Here is a 20,842-nt window from a genome sequence, read left to right as displayed (position 1 = left end):
CCCCCCGGTGCTCAGCCGGCAGCGGACACATAGTCCAAAATGAGCTTTATCGACAATCCGAGCAAGGCAATCTCGACCAGGCGGAAAAAGAGCTTGTCGGGAATCACTTTCGTCAACTTGCGTCCAACGAAGCTTCCAATGATCGCGGCCGGAACGATCCAACTTGCCAAGTTGACGTCGAACTGGGCAAACTGTCTCAGTTGCCAATAAGGGACTATCTTTGCCGCGTTCACGATCGCGAAGAGAATTGTCGAGGTCCCCGCAAACACCACGACGCGTCGCGTCCGTGGCTCGGTCGGGCATGGTGCGAGCCGCCGAGTGGCCTGTTTTGCCGGAAAATAAACCGACATTGAGAAAGCCTCAAAGCGGATTACAATGGAGCATCGCGTAGTGGGGATCTTGAGGGGTTCTGAACGCCACCGGGGCTCGCGTAGTGTCAGAATTTCGGGCCGGCCGACGTTTTCACCATGTTCGGATTCACCGCTCTATGCGGGATAAAAAACGTATCAACACAATTGATCCGTTCAATTATCTCCGTTAGGTTGATAACTGGCATTATAGTCGCGCAGCAACCGGCGTTCGAAGGAGACACCGATGAAAGATGGACCGCACGCAGTCGATGTTCACGTCGGGAAGACGATCCGCATCAAGCGATTGATGAGGAAAGTATCGCAGACAGAGCTCGGTGACAGGGTCGGCGTCACGTTTCAGCAAATCCAAAAATACGAAAAGGGCTCGAATCGTGTTTCGGCAAGCATGCTTGTCGAAATCGCCGGCGCCCTCGACGTCGATGTCCGGTCCTTTTTCGAGGAAGTCAACGCCAACATGGCGAATGACAACCCGTCGCCAAGCGAGGAATTTGTCGTTTCGCGCGACGGCGTCCTCCTCAATGCCGCCTTCCTGTCGATCAAAAGCGAATCGGTTCGCAAGAAGATCGTAAAGCTTGTGCAGGCAATTGCCGGCATGGATCACACGGACGACGAATAAACGTCAACGTCCTCCCGGTCCTGAACGTCAGTGGCAGTCGAGAAGCACCAGGTTTTCGGCTGCGTCTTTCATCGCGACCTGCGTTTTTGTGCCGATCAGCTTCTCAAGATTGACGTCGAGCTCCCGCTCCGGATCAATCCCGTCCCAGTCAATGACAACCTGAAGAAGAGCCATGTTCGTCAAGTGCATCAAATTTTGCAGCTTGAGCTTATGGGCCTCATCTTTTGCGGCCGACAGCAACCGGAAAATTCTGGCGTACTCCTTCCCCGTTCCTTCGTCCCTTGTCAGAATGTTCATTGCCACCGCCTTCTCCATAGATGAGCCCTCCGGGGCTTCAACACGACCCATCATTTACAGGCGGCGTTACTCGGGCGTTACAGGCGTGACAGCACCCGTGACTTCGGCACGCAAATGCTCCCAGTGAGAGGTGGCAGCAAAGCCCCAGTCACGGTTCTGCGCAACAAATTCCACGTCCTGCAGATATTGCAGCACGAGATCGGCATCCTTTCGCTTGCGCTCGACCTTGCCTGCGCGAATCGCCCGCAGGATTTCCTTAGCCCGGCCCTCGGTCGAAAAATTGCAACCCTCGACGGCCTTCGGATAGGTTCGCTCGGAAAAATGCAGCGAGCGACCGGCCAGAAACAGCATCTTCTGCTCCGCAAGCGATAGCGCGCCATTCCGGTAGAGCCGGGTGATCGTCGGTTCGAAGTCCACCCAGGGAATGGAAAGGGGCAGCCAGCCGAGCTCGGCGGGTGCATGCACGAGGGCGACGGCCTCATCATCAACCAAGGTGCCGCTTTCATAATCGTCGTAGATCGACCCGATGCCGACCATCCCGAAGTCGGCACATTCGGCCGCGCGAAGCGCGCCCATGCTGGCGCCGCCAACCACGATCACATTGTGCTGCAGGGCATAGAGGATTTCCTTGTGCCATACGGACGGCACCTCGCCGAAGAAGCCATCAACAATCCCGATTGCTTTTGCGCCGTCCTGGACGGCTTGCAGGATGTCGCCGCGCGCTGCCGGTCCACGGAAAACCACTGAGGGATTCTCCGCACGCAGCCTGTCGATGTCAGCGCCGAAACTGGGCCCCGCGAAAATGATTCTCATTGCAAAGTTCCCTGCATGGCGCTGACGGCGCGAAGCCCCAGCTGGATATACTCTCCGCTGACATCGACCTCTAGCCCCGGGACGATGACTCGTACGACCGAGACCGGCAAATGCCGATGCTCGAGTGGGACAGCCACCACCTGCTGGATGCCCCTTGCCTTCAGTCGGTCGAGAATGTGACTGATGTTTTCCTGGATTGTCCGCTGCTCCGATCCGAATGTGGCGGCGACCGGCTTTTCATTGCAGAGATTGACCAGATCCTGCATCGGGCCGCCATCCTCCATTCTTTGGTAGATGCGCGGAGAAAAGTCGTCTCGGCTTCCCGCAATCGCCGTCAAGCGGCTTTGCGCGGCTTCGGTGATGGCACGCAACGCTGCCCGTATGGGATCGGGGTGACATCCACATCCCCCACATACATGGGTCCAGCGGGCGTCAACCCGTTCCCCGAGATTTCCCGGGATGATCACCGCAAGAAAGCTTGGAACCCCGATATCGGTCGTCATGTTCAGCAGCAGCAGGCGCATGCCAGCGCGCTCGATGCGGTCGACGATGATATTCAAAACGGTGTCGCCGAAGGCGGCAGGATCGATCCGGGCACCGCGCAGCTGATCGTAGGGCCGCAGCTGCGTCAGCGCCCACGCGTCGCGTTCGACCAGTTCACAAAGGCCGTGCAGGACGGCTTCGGCGGGCCGGTTGCCGGAGGCAAGACCATCGCTCGACTGTTCAAAGCCAGAGGGCCTCGCTCCCCTGTGGTCGAGGCCGACCAGGGGCCAGGGAACGAAGACCGGGCGATCGGACATGATGTCGAGACCCTCACTCCATGCGAGCGGCTGGTCACCGATTTCGGAAGGCACACACCGGGCAACAGAATCGAGATCGATCATCGGCGCGCGTTCGGCCTTCATGCCCTCGAGCGTCGCGATGACAGGCGCGCCTGGCGGAATTTCCGCAACGCGGGTCTCGACTGCCTCCATAGCGGCGGAAGTCATGGCAGCCTCTTCATCGATCCCCTTGCCCTGAAAAACAGAAAGCGTGTAGCTGTTCGGCCGCGTGGCGAAAGCCACGGGAATTTCGAGCAGATCGAGAGCCGTCAGCAGCCCGACGCGTGTGATGCCGAGCTCCTTGAAATACGGCTTGATCGCCGCGAATGTCTGTCCAGGCGTCATTAAGCGGTCGTGATAGCTGTTGATGCCGGTCGACGACAGGCTGAGATCGCGAGCCAAACGCTCCAGTTCCGTCTGAACAGACATTCGCATGTTCCTCAACGAAACTTCAGGGCGTGAACGATGTTCGCCGTGGCGTTCGTGTCGAGCTGGACGCATTCCTGCTTGAGAACGGCCTGGGCGGCTGCGGACAGGCGGACTGCAACGGGCTTGATCTGGGTCGTCGTCATCGGGTTTCTCCTGGTTGGGCAGCTGGGTGCTGCAGACAGGAGAGAACATGCCTCGACAGGCGTTATTTCGGCGTGACCGCACTCAGCACAAGAAACCAGCCCAAAAGGCGGAACGTGTAACGCTTCAGGACAATCCGGCCATGCGCAGGCCGTCAATCAGCTGGCGCGTGTCGTCAGGATTGCGGTCAGGCACGAATTGCCACACGTCGTCGGTGCGGAAATCGGGAAAATTCTCGAGCACGATCGAGGCGTATCGCGACGCAGCCCTGCGGTCACCGTTCTTTGCATGGGCCGCGGCAAGGAGGCGAGACGTTGCCGGACGATCCTTGACGCGATCCAGAACCTCGATGGCCTTGGCGTAGTTTTCCTGCACGAAATGGATCCCGCCGAGGTTCCAGTAGTAGTAATCGGGCGGCAGAGGATTGAGCTTGAGCGCTGCCAGGCTGAGTTCGAGCGCCCGGTCGCTCTGCCCGTCATGCAAGAGCGCGTCCGCGTGGTCAGCCAGGATATCGGCATCGTTGGGGTTGAGCATCTGTGCTTCGGCAAAGAAATCCAGGCTGTCGCCGAAGCGCCGGCGATAGAGGGCGACAAAGCCGAGCTCACGCATCGCCCGCCCGCTGTTCGGATCGTTGTCACGGGCAAGCCACGCAAAACGATCCGCCTCCTCCAGCAACTGCGTGTCCTTCATTCCCCGGACGAGCCACTCCATTCCCAGCACGCGCGCCATGCCGGCATTTGCAGAGGAGAACCTGTCGTGACGCGCAAGCGCCGACTTGAACCATTTTCTCGCCTGGCGCAGATGCTGCAGGTCGGTCTTCGAGACCAGCCGCTTTCCTTCGAGATAAAGGCGATAGGCCGACGGATTGACGTCATGGGTCATGTCCAGCAGCTCGCGCCGCTCGATCGTATCGGCCAGCGTCATCACGATACGCCGGGCGAGCTGGCCGAACGATTGGTTGACCTTCTGGATGGCAAGCGGCAGGTCGATCGCCCACAGCACCTCGGCGGTCGAGGTTTTCGTCAGCCGGCAGGTTGCATAGATGTCGTCCTCGCGGCCATGAATGGTGACGTAGACCGTGTAGTCGAACCTGAGTTCGGGTGGCGTCGGAGCTGACAGCGCTCCGGTCACGCTGCGGTTGACGATTTCGAGACTGGTATGGGCAGCGATCACCTTGAAGCCACGCTGCTGGCTCAATCCGATCGTCACCTCTTCAAGAAGCGCGCGACCGACACGCTGCAGCACCGGATCTGACAGGATCGTATCCGGCGGCAATATCAGGACTCGCGGCTGACCAAGGGGATCCAAAGTGATACTTGCCGCAGTCGGGGCGGCCTGCCCGGCAAGCCCGGCCGGAACGATGATCCCGAGTTCATGAGCCAGGACCTGGGTCGCGGCATCCGGCTCAGCACCGTATTCGCTTTTGAGTTCACTGCGGCAACGCGAGTAAGCCTGGCGCGCGGCGGCCACGTCTCCGGCCTGCGAATGCATTTGCATCAACGCCCGGCAAGCGATCTCGTTTGCGGGATCAGCATCGATGAGCAGACCGGCGAGCAGAAGGATATCGTCGGACGTCAGTTTTTCCGGCGCGTCGAGAAGGGCGACGATATGGGCTTCACGGCGCTGCTCCACGCGTTGTCGCTCGACGACAACCCTCTCTTCGGCCTCCATCGTCGGCGCCTTGAATCCTTCGAGCAAGTCACCGCGAAACAGGTCCCACGCAGACCGAGGCAAGGGCGCGGCCATGTTGCTGAGCATCAGGACGTCGGCTGCCCAATCCTCGTGATTGAAGAACACATGGGTGTTGGTCGCCTTCAAAAGCCGCGGCACTTCCTCAGGAACCCCGCGATCAATGCGGGCAAGAAGCTGGCGCAAGCTGCCGGCGCGCTGCTTCGACTGGTCCGACTGCCAGAGAATGGAGCGCAGAACCTCACGATCCATCGCAAACTGGGGAGCAGTCACGAGAAAGACGAGAAGCGCATAGGCCTTTTCAGGCAAGACGATCTCATTGCCATCTGCGAATAACGCGGGCGTACCAAGTAGACGGAGAAATCGGCTCTTTTTGCCTGTCACGGGCAACTCGCGATTGGGGGATCTACCTCAACTATAAGGGTAATCACTGCCAACGCAAAGGATTATGCGTGTCAGGTTGAATATTTCAACCGGTGGATGATGCAAGCAAGCGACCACGTCAAAAAGCCGCCTTCCAGAGAACGAATCCGTTGTCGAACGTACGCTCCAGAAGAACGTGGCGCCAGTCGAGATCGGCGCCACTGATATCGAATAATGACGGCCCGATCAGGCAGCCGCGGCCGCGTAACCGGTGGTCGGAACTTCCGAGATCGTCTTCAGAACCTGCGAGGCGATCTGGTAAGGGCAGCCCTGGGAGTTGGGGCGACGATCTTCGAGGTAACCGCGGTAGTCGTTCTTGACAAAGGAGTGCGGAACACGGATTGACGCGCCACGATCAGCAACGCCGTAGGAGAACTTGTTCCACGGGGCAGTCTCGTGCTTGCCGGTCAGGCGCAGGTGGTTGTCCGGACCGTAGACATCAATGTGATCCTGGAGGTTCTTATCGAACTGAGCCATGAGTGCTTCGAAATAGGCCTTGCCGCCAACTTCGCGCATGAACTTGGTCGAGAAGTTGCAGTGCATGCCCGAGCCGTTCCAGTCGGTATCGCCGAGCGGCTTGCAATGGAACTCGATGTCGATGCCATACTTTTCGCAGAGGCGCAGAAGCAGATAGCGCGCCATCCAGATCTGGTCGGCGGCTTTCTTAGAACCCTTGCCAAAAATCTGGAACTCCCACTGGCCCTTTGCCACCTCGGCGTTGATGCCTTCGTGGTTGATGCCTGCGGCGAGGCAGAGGTCGAGATGTTCTTCAACGATTTCGCGGGCGATCGAGCCGACGTTTTTGTAGCCAACACCCGTGTAGTACGGACCCTGCGGAGCCGGATATCCGGTTTCCGGGAAGCCGAGCGGACGGCCATTCTCGTAGAAGAAGTATTCCTGCTCGAAGCCGAACCAGGCGTCTTCGTCGTCAAGAATGGTTGCGCGGCTGTTGGACGGATGTGGCGTAAGGCCATCGGGCATCATGACTTCGCACATGACGAGCACACCGTTCGCACGGGCCGGATCCGGATACAGCGCGACAGGCTTCAACACGCAGTCAGAGCTGCGGCCTTCGGCCTGCATCGTGGAGGAACCGTCAAAGCCCCAGAGCGGAAGCTGCTCGAGCGTCGGGAAAGCGTCGAATTCCTTGATCTGCGTCTTGCCGCGCAGGTTTGGTACCGGGGTGTACCCATCGAGCCAGATGTACTCGAGCTTATACTTTGTCATTTGCGAGTCTCTCAAACATGAACCGTGAGCAAATCCTCAAGCAAACGGCCGCAGAAAGGCCGCCCGCGAAGGGATGCCACCTATCATGCACGTAGCGTGCCAGTTTGAGTTCGTCCCGCGGGGATCGGCGCCCAATTTTTCGTCTTGGCGGTAGATCCCCACGGAACTGATAGCGGACTCAATCAGTTAGTGGGAGAAAGACATCCCTACCCCTGTCGATCGGTGGCGTCGTTGGAAAATCCTTCGTCAGGGCGGATATTTGGCAACACACCGGCACCGCACAACAATTAGGCAATTGCCCATTTAATTTACTCGACGAAAAACTGATACAAAGACCAGCAGATCTCAATGCACATTATTCCAACAAATATTGCCTTATTTTCAATCATATCGCGCATTTCCTGTGCATCTATGCTATATCGATCTTGAGACGACGGAAGTGGATGAGCAAGGAGGCAGGAAATGGCCATTGGTGTGCATCACGAGACAGCGACGATCTACGCTTTCCCGGGAAAGCGTTTCACGGCGGAGCCGCGCAAGTCTATTGATCTTGAGAGCCAGATAGAGCCTTCCGTCTATGACAGCTGCTGGTACCACGACGAGGCAATGAAGGAAGCTGAAAAGCCATGCCCACCGAAATTCAAACCGCGCATCGTGGACTGATACTAGAGACGACGGCCAATCGCCCGTCGGCTGTCGCACACGGGCGATCGGCACGCTATTGCGCATGACCCCGACCGCTTCCCCCCTGCCCAACACAGGAAACCTTGCAGTTTCCATTCAGCCCGGTATTGAGGACTTTCGCTCGAAAGCCTAAGCACCGTTTCATGGTCAAAAAGGACATTGCAATACTTGGCGGCGGCCCGGCAGGACTGATGGCCGCGGAAAGCCTGGCGGCAAACGGTCACGCCGTTACGGTTTATGAAGCCATGCCGACGGTAGCGAGGAAATTCCTGCTCGCCGGGAAATCCGGGCTAAACATCACGCATTCCGAAGACTATACTGATTTTACCCGGCGCTTCGGCCCGTCGAATTTCCGGTTGCGGGACGCGCTTGACGCCTTCATGCCATCCGACGTGAGGGCCTGGGCGGCGGCGCTTGGGACCGAAACCTTTATCGGATCCTCCGGACGTGTCTTCCCTGTCGTCATGAAGGCCTCACCGCTCCTGCGGGCCTGGCTGCGGCAGCTTGAGGCAGCAGGCGTTCGTATCCGGACGCGGCATCGCTGGATGGGTTTTTCCGACGGTGGCTATCTGATCGCATCGCCTGACGACACCAGGGTCGTTCGTCCCGATGCCGCGCTGCTCGCACTCGGCGGCATGAGCTGGCCGCGTCTCGGGTCGGACGGAACATGGGCTCCGTGGCTGCGCGAGCAAGGCATCACCGTCAATGGCTTCCGTCCTGCCAACTGCGGCTTCGACGTCGACTGGAGCGACATCTTGCGCCAACGCTTTTCCGGCGCGCCCGTCAAATCCGTCACGGCAACCTCGCAGGCAGGCACCCTACCCGGCGAATTCGTCATCAGCCAGCGTGGCATCGAGGGGAGCCTCGTTTACGCCCATGCAGCAGCATTGCGGGACAGGTTGTCACGCGGCGAACCGGCTTCGCTCGTCATCGATCTGGTGCCGGGCCGTTCCGGCGACCGGATTGCACGGGACCTCAGCAAGCAGGATGCCAAGGCGAGCCTTTCCAATCGCCTGCGCAAAGGCGCGGGTATCGACGGAGTGAAGGCCGCCCTGGTTCGTGAGCTTGCCCTCAGCGGAGAACTCAACGATCCGGATCGACTGGCAAGACTGATCAAGGCCTTGCCCATTCCCGTTTTGAGGCCGCGTCCCATAGCCGAGGCGATCTCATCGGCAGGTGGCATCGACTGGGCCGGCATCGACCCGAACTACATGCTGCGGGCCATGCCCGGGCTCTTTGTGGCAGGAGAAATGATCGACTGGGAGGCGCCGACAGGTGGTTACCTGCTGACAGCCTGTTTTGCCACCGGCCGCGCCGCAGCGCGCGGCATCACCGACTGGCTCGCCCGATCACAGCGTCCGGACGCACCGTAACGCATGGGACGGCCGGCTTTGCCCTCGGGCACTCGGACGGTCCAAAGCGCCCTCAACTGCGGCCTGTCAACCGCAACCGGAGAGCGCCGATGCTAGCGCTGCCTGGGCTGGAATGTATGTTCCTTGGCGGGGAACTGCCCGTTACGGACCTCCTCGGCATAATCCCGGACGGCCTGTGAGACAAGCGGGCTCAGATCGGCGAAGCGCTTGACGAACCGTGGCTTGAAATCATTGAACAGCCCCAGCATGTCATCCGACACCAGAACCTGGCCGTCGCAGGCTGGCGACGCACCAATACCGATGGTCGGTACCATCAGGCTGGCGGTAATCTGCCGGGCAACGGGCTCGACGGTGCCCTCCACGACAACAGCGAAGGCGCCGGCCTTCGCGACCGCCTCGGCATCGCGGTGGATCTTTGCAGCCTCTTCGTCCGAATGACCGAGCGAGCGGAATCCGCCGGCTGTATTGACCAGTTGCGGCATGAGCCCGACATGACCGAAGACCGGCACGCCCCTCGCCGTGAGGAAGGCGACCGTTTCGGCCATCTCCTCGCCGCCCTCGAGCTTGACGCCATCGCAGCCGGTCTCCTGCATCAGCCTGACGGCGCTGCGAAAGGCCTGCTCCTTCGATTCCTGGTAGCTGCCGAACGGCAGGTCGACAATGACGCAGGCATGCGAGACGCCACGCATGACCGCGCGGCCATGCGCGGCCATCATGTCGAGGGTCACGCCAACGGTCGTCTCCATGCCATAAAGGACCATGCCGAGGGAATCCCCGACCAGCAGAAGGTCGCAATGGGGATCAAGCAGCCGTGCAATCGGTGTCGTGTATGCCGTCAGGCAGACGACGCGGTCCTTGCCCTTCATTGCTCGGATGGATGCCGTTGTCTGGCGCTTCTCTTTGCCGTGAGCGCTCACTATGCTGCCCTCGAATGCTGGGTCGGGCTAACCCCGATGACGCGGTTATCAAGCAGACGCGTCGTTCCAACGCGCACGAAGAGTGCGACGAGCGCAGGCGCAGACTGCAAAGACGGCAATGGTTCGAGCGTCTCGGGGTGGCGAACGGCGACCACCTCCGGCGTAGCAAGCGGTTCGGCAGCGATGAATGCTTTCAAAAGCCTCTCCATCTCGTCGGCACTGTCACAGCCGCCCGCGTAAAGCCTTTCGGCTTCCTGAAGCGCCCTCGGCACGATCACGGCCGCGGCCCGTTGCTTCTCGTCGAGATAGACATTGCGCGACGAGCAGGCGAGACCATCGGCTTCCCGCACGGTCGGAACGGCAACGACCTCAACCGGCTGGGCAAGATCCTCGACCATGCGCCTGATCAGCGCCACCTGCTGGTAATCCTTCTCCCCGAAATAGGCTCGATCGGGCTGTACGATGTTGAGAAGCTTGGTCACGACAGTCGCCACACCGGCAAAGTGTCCCGGCCTGACCTCTCCCTCCAACACGCTTCCAAGCCGCGGAACATCGACGACGGCAAGCATCTCCCGCGGATACATGTCGCTGACCTCCGGGGCGAAAAGGACGTCGACACCGGCTTTTTCGAGCATGTTGGAATCACGCGCCAGATCGCGGGGATACTTGGCAAGGTCCTCGTTCGCGCCAAACTGCAAGGGGTTCACGAATATCGAAACGACGCTCACCGCATTGTCACCGCGCGCACGCGCGACCAGTTCCATGTGCCCGACATGCAGGTAGCCCATCGTGGGAACAAGACCGATCGAACGCCCCTCACGTCGATGCCCGTGCAGGAATTGCCGCAGCTCTGCGATCGTGCGGATAGTGCGCATGTAACCTCCTCCAGATTTGCCTGTCGCGAGAGCGGTCCGGCAAATGGTGGCGGATAAAACTCGATTTGACAGACAGCGTCAACGCGGACCGCGCCATTATAACGATTAACATCGGGCTCGAGCATGCTTTAATTCGCCGTCCGACCGCAAATGGTCCCGCTGCCTATGTTTTCGCGAGGCGGCCATCGGCCTGGGGGCTATTCACCAGATGCGCGTCGGTCGGGCCTGCTTTATCGGGATAAGCGATTTTGTTTATTCTTTTTGTCCAAACTCCGCCCCACTGATGATAGAAGAAGGCCTCAAGGGATGAATGCCCTTCATGGATGTCACGGCAATGTCCGAGCAACAACGGAGGGATAGTGACCAATCCTTATGAGATTCTTGGTGTACGGCGCGACGCGACCGACGACCAGGTGAAGGCTGCGTACCGCCGGCGCGCCAAAGCGACCCATCCGGACTCGGGCGGCGACCCGGATGCTTTCAGCCGCGTACGGAAGGCCTACGAGCTTCTGCAGGACCCGGTGCGCAGGAAGGTCTTCGACGACACCGGCTATGACGTGGAACTTGCGGACCCGGTAGACCTCCAGGCCCTGATGGTCATCGAGAAACTCGTCAACCAGCTGACCCTCGACGAGCGCGAGCCGGGGACATTCGATCCGCTCACACGCATGCGCACGGATCTTTCCGAGGAAATGCGCAAGGCGCGCTTCAGCAAGCGCGAACTCGAACGTCACTCCCAACGCATCGAGCATCATCTTGAGCGGTTGGAAAAGCGGCCGTCAACGGACATTTTGGGCTCGATGCTCCGGGCCCGCATCAAAACCATAGCGATCGCGATCAGCGAAACGGACGCCAAGATCAAGGCCAACGAACGCGCCTGCGAAATGATCTACGACTACAGCTACGAAGTGGACGTCCAGGAGCTCGAGGATGGCCTTGCCGTCGAGGACCAGTCACCGCCAGCCATTCGCAAACGTGAGGACCGGCCGCTCTGGGTCGTACCCTCCGCAGCCCAGGAGGGTTGAGGGCCAGACCAGGGCGGGCCGCCCTGGCCAACAAGACAAGATCAGGGAGGCTTCGTCCCTCAGGCGGCACGCTGCTCCGTGCCCTGGATCGCGGCGAGCTTCCACTCTCCCGCGCCCTTGCGAAGGAATGTCCAGATTTCGGTCGTCTCCGTCGGGCGGCTGTCATCGCCGCTGACGAGCTTGCCGCTGCCCCGCTCGACGAGCGAATCAATCGAGGAGTAGCGCATCGCAAGCGTTGCGTAATCGGCGCCATCCTCGCGCCAGGCTTCGGCGACATCACCCTGCAGCAGCTTGACACTCGAGACCTTGTTGCGCACGCCATTCGTGGCGTTCTCGCCAAGCTCCTCGGCAAGGTAGGACATCGCCTCGGGCGTCGTCAGTCGACGCAACGTGGCATAGTCTTCAGCCCCATAGGCCGTCTGAATTTCCGTCAGCAATTGTTCGAAGCGATCAAGGTCGCCCTGCCCAAGACCGACCTCGTCGCCAGGCTTCGAATTCGTCTGTCCGCCACCGTCGCCCGCGCCTGTGCCGATCGAAGGAATGCGGAACGAAGAGGTGTTGCCACCAGCCGCGATGGGGCTATGAGGGGCCGGACCCGCGGCCGGGCCATAGGCAGGCTGGCGCCGGTTGGCAAAGAAGCGCATGGCAAAGGAAATCGCGATCCCGATCAGCACGATCTGCAGCAACATGCCGAGGAAGCCGAAGCCGCCGCCAAAGCCATGGCCGAGCAGCATGCCGAGAAGGCCGCCGGCGACAAGGCCACCGATCATCGACCGGCCGAAGCCGTTAAACAGGCCAGGGCGCTGCGTATTGACGGGCGATTGGCCTGCATAGGGAGCAGTGTTCTGGGGGCGCGGCGTCATCGACCGCTCGATCGGAGCAGCCGGGGCCGGCGCAGTCCTCGTCACCGGCGGCGCCTGGAACGTCCTGGTGCCACGGCTGCCAAAGCCAGAGCCGCCGGCGCGACGCGCGTCAGCATCCCCGATTGAGGCAAAAACGGTAGTGCCTGTCAGGACGGCAATCGCCGCGAACTTGGCAAAACGCGAAACGGCACCGGGCATCAAATCTTCTCCTGTCGTGACGACCAACTGATGTCAGGGGGATATATAGGGATTGCTCGGCCGGTTTGAAGCTTTTGGCCGGTTCAATGTCTATTGGCAGACATCCACCCATGTCGCGCCGGTGAGGTCTGCCAGGCGTTCGGTGGAAATTCGAACGGCCGAATTGGTTGAGCCTGCAGCCGGCACGACCACGTCAAATCGCCTGAGTGAAATGTCGCAGTAGACCGGCAATCTTGTCGGGAGCCCGAACGGGCAGACCCCACCGACCGGATGGCTCGTCACATCCATGACTTCATCCGGGCCGAGCATCCGGCCCTTGGCGCCGAACCGGTCCTTGACCTTTCTGTTGTCAAGCCTCGACAGGCCGCCGGCCACAACGAGCATCGTCTCTTCACCCACCCGCAGGCAGATCGTCTTGGCAATCTGCGCCGGATCGACCCCATGCGCCTCGGCCGCCAGCGCCACGGTTGATGAACTCTCGGCCGTTTCGATGATTTCTATATCGGGAGCGTGGGCGCTGAAAAACGCGCGGACGGTTTCTAGACTCATGACGGGAGGCTAGCCCAGGATCTGCGGCAAATGAACCCCGATTTGACAGTCTCTATGCACCAGCTGCCGATGTCTCGATCAATTTCACGCTATTTTCCTGACAGAGACGCCGAATAGAGGGGGTGACGCAACGATCGGTGATGAAGGTATGCACCTGCGGTAGCTGAGCGATTCGAACCGGCGCCGTGCGCTCGAATTTCGTCGAATCAGCCACAAGAATGACGTGGCGGGCATTGGCGATGATTGCCTGCGCGACCTTCACTTCGCGAAAGTCGTAGTCAAGCAGGGCACCGTCCTCATCGATCGCCGAGGTCCCGATGACTGCATAGTCAACCTTGAATTGCCGAATGAAATCGACCGCCGCCTCTCCAACGATACCGCCATCCGACCCTCGCACCACACCGCCAGCGATCACGACCTCGATGGTCGGAAACAGTCGCAGCCGATTGGCAACATTGATGTTGTTGGTGATCACCATCAGTTCCTGGTGGTTGGTCAGCGCTTCGCCAACCGCCTCTGTTGTCGTCCCGATGTTGATGAAAAGCGAGGCGTTGTTGGGAATGAGCCCGGCCGCGGCAATACCGATGGCTTGTTTTTCCGACGCTGCAATCTGGCGCCTCGCTTCGTACTTCACGTTCTCGGTGCCACTCGGAAACGTCGCGCCGCCGTGGACACGGGTTAGGATCTGTGCGTCACAGAGATCGTTGAGATCCTTTCGAATCGTTTGCGGGGTTACCGAGAAATGTGCCGCGAGCTCCTCCACGAACACGCGTCCATCCGACCTTGCCATCCCGACTATTTCCGTTTGTCGATCGCTCAGGAACATGCGTGCGGTCTCTTTCGTTTCCGTTTTCGGTTCACATGGAATGCTTAGCAGAGGCGAAGACGCGCGCAAGACAGATGATGATAAACAGACAGCAGCAAATGTCTGGTCCGACAATGTGGACAAAAGCCAGTTTAATCGCGCGGCCCTAAAACTTTACAGGGCGATGGTATCGGGGCTTGCAATGGCATGCCAATCCGAGGATAGAGACTGCGGCGCGCCTTGCAGCCGCGGGTGCCGACGTTTCCTCGATCCCTGCCACGCCGGCCAGAGCACGATCCGTCACAATTGTGGACACACACGCAGAAGGTGTTGTAGATAAGAATGGTCGGAAATACTATGGATCGGCGCCATCAACGGCAGACGACACGATGATGAGTCTCGGTTTCCCGGAAACGCGGAATACGTCAATCGTGCATCATGCCAAAAAAGACGCGGAATAGATGCTGGAACTGACTACGGCAACAGGACAGAGGCGTTTGCAACGGTCGATCGGTGCGTACGTGATCAACATGGACGGCTCCTCCGATCGGTGGGCGGAAGTGTCGTCGCAGGCAACCTTGGCCGGCATTCAGATCGATCGCGTCCCCGGCGTCGATGGACGCTCCATTCCTGTCGTGGAGAGATCCGGCTTCAACGAGAAGAAGTTCCTGCGCCGGAACGGGCGGCAGATGCTTCCCGGCGAATATGGCTGTTATCGTGCCCACATGAGGGCACTGCAGGCTTTTCTTTCGAGTGACTACGAAAACGCCATCATCATGGAAGATGACGTGGAACTGCGGCAGGATTTCACACAGAGGGCGGCGGCGATCCTGCAGGCTGTTCCGTCCGCCGAGGTGGTCAAGTTGCTCAATCACAGGTCAAAATGGTGCCGCACCGTCGCTGTCTCCGAGTACGGAGACGAAATCGGGCGTTGCCTGCACGGCCCGCAGGGCTCCGCCGCCTGCTATCTTGTTACGCGCGAAGGCGCCCGAAAGCTGCTTCGAAGCGCCAACGACATCGAATTTCCCTACGACATGACCCTCGAGCGCGGATGGAAGACAGGCGTCAGCATCTACACCGTCCGGCGCAATATCGTTGAACTCTCCGAGCGCTCCACCGTGAGCCAGATCGCCAACAGGGCTGAATACCGTGCCGTCAAGTTGCGAGGCGTCCGCAAGATCGGAACGCATTTGCTTCGTATGCTCGAGTATGCGCGCCGAATACGGTATGCACTATCATGACAATGCCCATATCCGTCACCCAGGTGAAGTCGACAGGCCTTGACGTCGTTCTCGCCATTCTCTGGCTCGGAATGATGTCGGTGACCGTGATAGAAAGTGATTTCTATCGCTACGCTGCCCTTCTCCTCCTGGGCTTGACCCTCGCCTATCGCAGGGCGCCCATCCGCGCCAATTCAGGCGACTGGCTGGCGATCCTCTGCGTCGCCTGGGGCGCTTTCGCGTTGGTAAGGTTTCTCTTCGGATTGATCGTTGACCATGAAAAGGGCGCGTCCGAGTGGCTCTACGCCTTCGCGATCTTCTTTCCCGCGATGGGCATGGCGCTCAATGCAAGCTGGCACTTGGTCAGGCCGATCCTCCTAGCATTCTTCTGCACCGTACTGGTCGTGCTGATCATATCGACACCCTTCTCCATGCTGCTTTCCGGAGAGCGGATCTCACCCGCCTTCCACCATAATTCGATCCACGGCGCGGTCGGATGTGGCTTTCTCTTCATCGGAGCCTTCTACTGGGCCCTGCACCAATGGGAAATCGGAAGCTCGGCGCGGACCAAGTCGATCGTCTTGGCGATTGCCGTGGCCGTGATCGGACTTGCGATCCTCAACGTCTATGGTGCCAAGTCCAAGGGAGTATGGGTTGCCCTGCTTCCAGCCCTTGGGCTTATGCTTGGTACAACATTGTTCTACCTCAGGCGCAAGACCGTCTTGCTGGCCGCGATCGCCGGGCTCCTGGTATTATCATGGGGCGCCTATGAGGTTCGTGGCAATGTCGCGCATTTCGGAGCCGCCACGTTCGAGTCCGTCATGGGTATCGCCAGTCGGGTAGAAAGCGGCGTTTCCGTCGAACACGTCATGCAGGACGCGATCGCTTCCCCGGATACGCCGCCATCCCTGGATGAGCGACTGCAGCTCTGGGCCAACGCGATCGACGTCATATCTGTCGCACCGGTCTTCGGCAGCGGCAATGGTTGGCTGGCGATCTGGCAGACCACGCCGTACCGCGGTGTCACCTACACGCTAATGCACAATGGATATCTCGAGATCCTCATCCGCTATGGTTTCGTTGGTCTTGCCATTCTGGCGGTGATCGTCCTTTCAGGCCTTTACCGTGTCTATCGGGCTTGCGCGGCCGGCATCGTCAGCAGGAGCGCGTTTGCCTGCCATCTGACGTTCGCGATCTACTTTGCCACCACGATTCTCAGCAATTCCAACAACCGACTTGCGATCGGAGAATCCTACGCGCTGCTTTTCGGGGCCATATGTTTTGCCTGCTCGATGAAGCTTCGTTCGGCCTCCATTGCCGATCGACGTAACGGGGCCTCGCTTTCTGGCGGCTCGTCGATGCCGCAGCCGGTCGGGGGCTAGATCGGATGCGGGCGGTTTCCGACAAATACGTCCAGAGCATTCTCGACTTACCCAGGCCAACAAAGCGCGCATTGGCGGTGTTGGTCGATTGCTGCCTGTGCATCCTGACGATCTGGCTTGCCTTCTGCTTTCGTCTCAACGACTGGGTGACCCTTACTGGCCTGCAACTGCTGACGATCCCCGTATCGCTTGTGATCGCCCTGCCGATCTTCATTACAATGGGTCTCTACCGGGCGATCTTCCGTTTTCTCGGCTGGTCGGCCTTTATTACTGTCATCAAGGCGATCACGATTTATGGCCTGGCCTTCATGGCCGTGTTCACGGCCATCAGCTTTCCCGGGATACCGCGCACGATCGGGATCATGCAGCCACTGCTGCTGTTGCTGGCTATTGGCCTGACCCGGTTCATGGCACGCTATTTCTTCAGCGAGGCCTACAAGCGGATCCTGCGGCAGAACAAGCAGACGAACATGCTGATCTATGGTGCCGGATCCGGCGGCAGGCAAGTTGCCGGCGCGCTCAGCGGCAGCGCCGATTTCAAGGTCGTCGGCTATCTCGACGACGACAGGAGCCTGCACGGCAGCCTGATCGGCGGTGCGATGGTCTATGATCCCGAGAAGATCGTGGAGCTCAGCTCGCGGCTGAACGTCCGCACGATCCTGCTTGCTCTTCCGAAGATCGATCGCTCACGCCGCAATGAAATTCTCGAGAAACTTCGCGGAGCCCGCGTTGCCGTGCGCACAGTTCCGGATCTGAACGCGCTTGCGGGCGGCCAAGCGGAATTCACCGACCTGCAGGAACTGGATATCGAGGATCTGCTCGGCCGAACACCGGTCAAGCCGGATGCGGCTCTCCTGGAGCGAAACATTCGCGGCCGGGTGGTTCTGGTGACGGGTGCGGCAGGTTCGATCGGCAGCGAGCTGTGCCGGGGTCTCGCTAGGCTGAAGCCAGCCACGCTCCTCGTTCTCGACCAGAACGAATATGGTCTCTACGCCCTCGAAAACGAGTTGCTGGACGAGAATCCGGATGGCGCTGTCCAGATCGTGCCTCTTCTTGCCAGCGTGTCCGATGAACAGCGCATTCGCAGGATCATGGCGACCTGGAAGCCCGATATCGTCTATCACGCCGCAGCCTACAAGCATGTGCCGCTGGTCGAGAAGAACCCGGTCGAGGGCGTGAAGACGAATGTGTTCGGCACGGTCACGGTTGCCAGGGCAGCGATCGACGCAGGTGTCGAACGATTTATCCTGATCAGCACGGACAAGGCTGTCAGGCCGACAAACATCATGGGCGCTACCAAACGGCTTGCGGAAATGGCTCTCCAAGGACTGGCAGCCGAGGGCGCGTCGACCATCCTGACGATGGTCCGCTTTGGCAATGTGCTCGGATCATCCGGTTCGGTCGTTCCGCTGTTTCGCCAGCAGATCAGGCAAGGCGGGCCGATTACCCTGACGCATCCCGAGATCACGCGCTTCTTCATGACTATTCCGGAAGCGACCGAACTCGTGATCCAGGCCGGTACCATGGCCAAGGGAGGCGATGTCTTCGTCCTCGACATGGGCGAGCCGGTCAAAATCATCGATCTCGCAAGGCGCATGGTCGAACTGTCAGGCCTGACCCTCCAGGATGAGCGGAATCCGTCAGGCGACATCAGCATTGTGACGACCGGCCTGCGCCCGGGCGAAAAGCTCTACGAGGAACTGCTGATCGGTGACGATCCCCAGCCGACGGCACACGCCAAGATCATGCGGGCGCGGGAGCGCTTCATCGCATGGAAGACGCTGACACCGAAGCTGGAGCAATTGAGCTCGGTCGCCGAGGAGGGAGATGCCGACGGCTTGCGGCGGGTCTTGAGCGAACTCGTCCAGGACTACCGTCCGTTCGATGTCGTCGTCGACCTGGTGTCGCTCCGCCAGGGATTGGCATCATGACGCTATCCTGCGCCGATCTCGGCGCCACCCGACCCCCGGCCAGGAGCTGACGATGCTGCTCGTCACCGGTGCGACCGGTTTCGTCGGTCAGGATCTGCAACAGGAATTGTGCACGCGCGGCACTGCCTTCAGGGCGGCAAGCCGTTCCAATCGGCATGGGTACAGCCCCGTCGGCGATATCAACGGCGCCACCGACTGGAGCGCAGCGCTCTCAGGCATCGAGATCGTCATTCATCTTGCCTCCACCAACCAGAATGTCGTGGCCGGATCCGGGGAGGATCGCGCGCTCCTTCGGACCGTCAATGTCGAGGGAACCGTCAATTTTGCCCGACAGGCTGCCGCGTCCGGCGTCAGGCGCTTCGTCTTTCTGAGCACGATCAAGGTCCACGGCGAACGAACCGCTGAAGGCCATCCCTTCAGGCAGGATGACGTACCGAACCCGGTGAGCGGCTACGCGGTCTCCAAGCTCGAGGCCGAAAGAAGCCTGATCGAGCTGTCCGGTTCCTCGGGCATGGAGATCGTCATCATCCGTGCGCCTTTGGTCTATGGCCGCGACGTTGGTGGCAGTTTTCGCGCCCTGACCAAGCTCGTCAAAAGCGGGATACCCCTGCCCCTTGGGTCGATCCGCAATCGCCGATCGATGGTCTATGTGGAAAACCTGTCCGACCTCATCCTGACGGCGGCGCTGCATCCGGCCGCCGCAGGCCAGACCCTGCTGGCTGGTGACGACGAGGCAGTCTCGACGCCGGAACTTGTCAGGCGCCTTGCTGCCGCAACGGGATGCCCGGCACGCCTGCTGCCTTGTCCTACGCTCGCCTTGCGGAGCCTGGCAGCGATTGCCGGCAAGACGGAACTCTTGTCGCGCCTGACCGACTGGCTGGAAGTTGACATTACGCCGACGCGCACGCTCTTGGATTGGACGCCCCCTTTTGATATGGGGCAAGCGCTGAAGCGCTGTTTCTAAGCGTTTCGGGTCAGCAACTTTGACGGGAATGCAATTTTTCATGCTCCACGGCTTTAATCGACTCTTGAAGCGGCTGTTCGATATTTGCGCGGCATCGTTCGGACTGATCCTCCTGTCACCGGTCTTCCTGGTTCTTGTAATCCTTGTGCGCCGATCATCTCCGGGCGGGGCGCTTTTTCGCCAGGAGCGCGTGGGGCGCTATGAGATGCCATTTATATGCATCAAGTTCCGGACCATGGCGGCGGGGACGCCTAATGTCGGCTCCCACGACGCGCCGGTTTCGTGGATCACGCCGCTCGGCAGAAGGTTGAGGGCCTACAAGCTTGACGAATTGCCGCAGCTCATCAATGTGCTCAAGGGCGAAATGAGCCTCGTCGGTCCGAGGCCTTGCCTGCCGACCCAAGGTGAGGTCATTGCTGCGCGCCGCAAATACCGCGTCTTTTCCGTGCGCCCCGGCATAACCGGCCTCGCCCAGCTCCAAGGGATAGACATGTCGACGCCAGAGGCACTCGCGCAGGCCGACGCCCGCTATATCAGGAAGGCCGGGTTCTGGCAGGACATCGTTCTTGTTGTCGGCACGCTTCTCGGCCGGGGAACTGGTGACGCTGCCGTCAAGTGAAGGCGTTGATGCCGTAGCGACAGGCAGCCGACGACGTGCAAGCGAGGCTTGCGCCCCTATTTTTTTGAACGACCTGCGTTAGATCTCGAGGCAAGCCCTCGGGAGAACGTCTATGGCAACGCCCACCGATAACATCGCATCGGGCCCGACTATCCGCGGGTCGTGTCACTGCGGAGCGGTCCACTGGGAATTCCGTGGTGCAATTCCTGACGCCACGATTTGCAACTGCACGCTCTGCCGTCGCTATGGCGTGCTTTGGGCATACGACTATGACGGTGAGGGAATTACAGTCGCAGACACTTCCGGAGCGCTGACGGCCTATACCTGCGGTTCACGCTCGCTCTCATTCAACTTCTGCAGTCGCTGCGGAAATCTCGTGAGCTGGCGCGCGCTGCAGCCTGGTGGCGATGGACGCACCAGGATCGCTGTCAACCTTCGCCTGGCCGAGCCCGATGATGTTGCCGGAATCCGGCTGCAAAGGTTCGACGGGCTCCACAGCTTCGAGGATCTCCCACCGGACGCCCGTACCGTCGCCGACGTCTGGTTCTGATTTCCGGTCGTGCGAAGGACCAAGGCCGCTCTGCGCTTGAGCCCGTGGCGCGGTCGTGCC

Annotated in this window: 22 protein-coding genes; 10 read left to right on the top strand and 12 right to left on the bottom strand. The window is 60.0% G+C overall.

Annotated features, from left to right (window positions below; translation table 11 throughout):
- Nucleotides 1-11: 11 nt before the first annotated feature.
- Nucleotides 12-350, bottom strand: a complete 339-nt coding sequence (locus FHT97_RS20625; RefSeq protein WP_183864088.1) for a sulfite exporter TauE/SafE family protein — start codon at nt 348-350, stop codon at nt 12-14.
- 244 nt (nt 351-594) lie between these two features.
- Between FHT97_RS20625 and FHT97_RS20620 the strand changes: the two genes are divergently transcribed.
- A complete protein-coding gene (locus FHT97_RS20620; RefSeq protein ID WP_183759086.1) occupies nt 595-987 on the top strand; it encodes a helix-turn-helix transcriptional regulator in 393 nt (130 codons plus the stop codon).
- A 27-nt stretch (nt 988-1,014) separates the two neighbouring features.
- On the opposite strand, the gene FHT97_RS20615 is transcribed toward FHT97_RS20620, so the two are convergent.
- The 6 genes from FHT97_RS20615 to FHT97_RS20595 all read right to left on the bottom strand — a co-directional run bounded on the left by FHT97_RS20615 (nt 1,015) and on the right by FHT97_RS20595 (nt 6,827).
- Entirely contained in the window at nt 1,015-1,284 is a 270-nt protein-coding gene (locus tag FHT97_RS20615; RefSeq protein ID WP_183759096.1) for a hypothetical protein, read from the bottom strand.
- Nucleotides 1,285-1,350: 66 nt separating this feature from the next.
- Nucleotides 1,351-2,097 carry a TfuA-like protein gene (locus FHT97_RS20610; protein WP_183759085.1) on the bottom strand — a complete coding sequence of 249 codons (747 nt, stop codon included), beginning with the start codon at nt 2,095-2,097 and terminating at the stop codon, nt 1,351-1,353.
- Entirely contained in the window at nt 2,094-3,347 is a 1,254-nt protein-coding gene (locus FHT97_RS20605; protein WP_183759084.1) for a YcaO-like family protein, read from the bottom strand. The genes FHT97_RS20610 and FHT97_RS20605 overlap by 4 nt, the downstream gene beginning before the upstream one ends.
- Nucleotides 3,348-3,358: 11 nt before the next feature.
- Nucleotides 3,359-3,490: a hypothetical protein gene (locus FHT97_RS31450; RefSeq protein WP_259130587.1), complete on the bottom strand. Its 132-nt coding sequence runs from the start codon at nt 3,488-3,490 to the stop codon at nt 3,359-3,361.
- Between the two features lie 124 nt (nt 3,491-3,614).
- On the bottom strand, nt 3,615-5,561 hold the full coding sequence (locus tag FHT97_RS20600) for a BTAD domain-containing putative transcriptional regulator (RefSeq protein WP_183864087.1): 1,947 nt from the start codon (nt 5,559-5,561) through the stop codon (nt 3,615-3,617).
- Nucleotides 5,562-5,786: 225 nt separating this feature from the next.
- The gene (locus FHT97_RS20595; protein ID WP_183759082.1) at nt 5,787-6,827 is read right to left on the bottom strand and encodes a glutamine synthetase beta-grasp domain-containing protein; all 1,041 of its coding nucleotides are present in this window, start codon (nt 6,825-6,827) and stop codon (nt 5,787-5,789) included.
- A 462-nt stretch (nt 6,828-7,289) separates the two neighbouring features.
- Here FHT97_RS20595 and FHT97_RS20590 point away from each other — a divergent pair, with 462 nt between their 5' ends.
- On the top strand, nt 7,290-7,490 hold the full coding sequence (locus FHT97_RS20590) for a DUF2735 domain-containing protein (RefSeq protein ID WP_183864086.1): 201 nt from the start codon (nt 7,290-7,292) through the stop codon (nt 7,488-7,490).
- A gap of 164 nt (nt 7,491-7,654) precedes the next feature.
- Complete coding sequence (locus FHT97_RS20585) at nt 7,655-8,884, top strand: TIGR03862 family flavoprotein (protein WP_183864085.1); 1,230 nt, start codon at nt 7,655-7,657, stop codon at nt 8,882-8,884.
- A 92-nt stretch (nt 8,885-8,976) separates the two neighbouring features.
- Here the strand turns inward: FHT97_RS20585 and panB are convergent, their stop codons facing one another.
- On the bottom strand, nt 8,977-9,801 hold the full coding sequence (panB, locus tag FHT97_RS20580) for a 3-methyl-2-oxobutanoate hydroxymethyltransferase (protein WP_183759079.1): 825 nt from the start codon (nt 9,799-9,801) through the stop codon (nt 8,977-8,979).
- Nucleotides 9,801-10,676, bottom strand: coding sequence for a pantoate--beta-alanine ligase (panC, locus tag FHT97_RS20575; RefSeq protein WP_183759078.1), 876 nt, complete (start codon nt 10,674-10,676; stop codon nt 9,801-9,803). The genes panB and panC overlap by 1 nt, the downstream gene beginning before the upstream one ends.
- A gap of 359 nt (nt 10,677-11,035) precedes the next feature.
- On the opposite strand from panC, the gene FHT97_RS20570 reads away from it, so the two are divergent.
- Complete coding sequence (locus FHT97_RS20570; protein ID WP_183759077.1) at nt 11,036-11,701, top strand: J domain-containing protein; 666 nt, start codon at nt 11,036-11,038, stop codon at nt 11,699-11,701.
- A gap of 59 nt (nt 11,702-11,760) precedes the next feature.
- On the opposite strand, the gene FHT97_RS20565 is transcribed toward FHT97_RS20570, so the two are convergent.
- The 3 genes from FHT97_RS20565 to FHT97_RS20555 form a co-directional block, all read right to left on the bottom strand.
- Nucleotides 11,761-12,762, bottom strand: coding sequence for a Tim44 domain-containing protein (locus FHT97_RS20565; RefSeq protein ID WP_183864084.1), 1,002 nt, complete (start codon nt 12,760-12,762; stop codon nt 11,761-11,763).
- Nucleotides 12,763-12,852: 90 nt separating this feature from the next.
- A complete protein-coding gene (locus FHT97_RS20560) occupies nt 12,853-13,311 on the bottom strand; it encodes a YbaK/EbsC family protein (protein WP_183759075.1) in 459 nt (152 codons plus the stop codon).
- Between the two features lie 52 nt (nt 13,312-13,363).
- A complete protein-coding gene (locus tag FHT97_RS20555) occupies nt 13,364-14,137 on the bottom strand; it encodes a DeoR/GlpR family DNA-binding transcription regulator (protein WP_183759074.1) in 774 nt (257 codons plus the stop codon).
- 440 nt (nt 14,138-14,577) lie between these two features.
- Between FHT97_RS20555 and FHT97_RS20550 the strand changes: the two genes are divergently transcribed.
- From FHT97_RS20550 to FHT97_RS20525, 6 genes are all read left to right on the top strand, one after another.
- Nucleotides 14,578-15,357: a glycosyltransferase family 25 protein gene (locus tag FHT97_RS20550; protein ID WP_183759073.1), complete on the top strand. Its 780-nt coding sequence runs from the start codon at nt 14,578-14,580 to the stop codon at nt 15,355-15,357.
- The gene (locus tag FHT97_RS20545) at nt 15,354-16,718 is read left to right on the top strand and encodes an O-antigen ligase family protein (protein ID WP_183759072.1); all 1,365 of its coding nucleotides are present in this window, start codon (nt 15,354-15,356) and stop codon (nt 16,716-16,718) included. The genes FHT97_RS20550 and FHT97_RS20545 overlap by 4 nt, the downstream gene beginning before the upstream one ends.
- Nucleotides 16,719-16,723: 5 nt before the next feature.
- Nucleotides 16,724-18,649 carry a nucleoside-diphosphate sugar epimerase/dehydratase gene (locus FHT97_RS20540; RefSeq protein WP_183759071.1) on the top strand — a complete coding sequence of 642 codons (1,926 nt, stop codon included), beginning with the start codon at nt 16,724-16,726 and terminating at the stop codon, nt 18,647-18,649.
- 52 nt (nt 18,650-18,701) lie between these two features.
- Nucleotides 18,702-19,613, top strand: a complete 912-nt coding sequence (locus tag FHT97_RS20535; RefSeq protein WP_183759070.1) for an NAD-dependent epimerase/dehydratase family protein — start codon at nt 18,702-18,704, stop codon at nt 19,611-19,613.
- A gap of 40 nt (nt 19,614-19,653) precedes the next feature.
- The gene (locus FHT97_RS20530) at nt 19,654-20,232 is read left to right on the top strand and encodes a sugar transferase (RefSeq protein WP_183759069.1); all 579 of its coding nucleotides are present in this window, start codon (nt 19,654-19,656) and stop codon (nt 20,230-20,232) included.
- Between the two features lie 112 nt (nt 20,233-20,344).
- Complete coding sequence (locus FHT97_RS20525; protein WP_183864083.1) at nt 20,345-20,782, top strand: GFA family protein; 438 nt, start codon at nt 20,345-20,347, stop codon at nt 20,780-20,782.
- Nucleotides 20,783-20,842: the final 60 nt, after the last annotated feature.

Origin of the sequence: Rhizobium sp. BK399 (genome assembly GCF_014194695.1) — a bacterium.
In the GTDB taxonomy this organism is placed as follows: domain Bacteria; phylum Pseudomonadota; class Alphaproteobacteria; order Rhizobiales; family Rhizobiaceae; genus Rhizobium.
The sequence above is the reverse complement of the archived record's forward strand: the minus strand, read 5'-3'. Positions and strand labels throughout refer to the sequence as shown.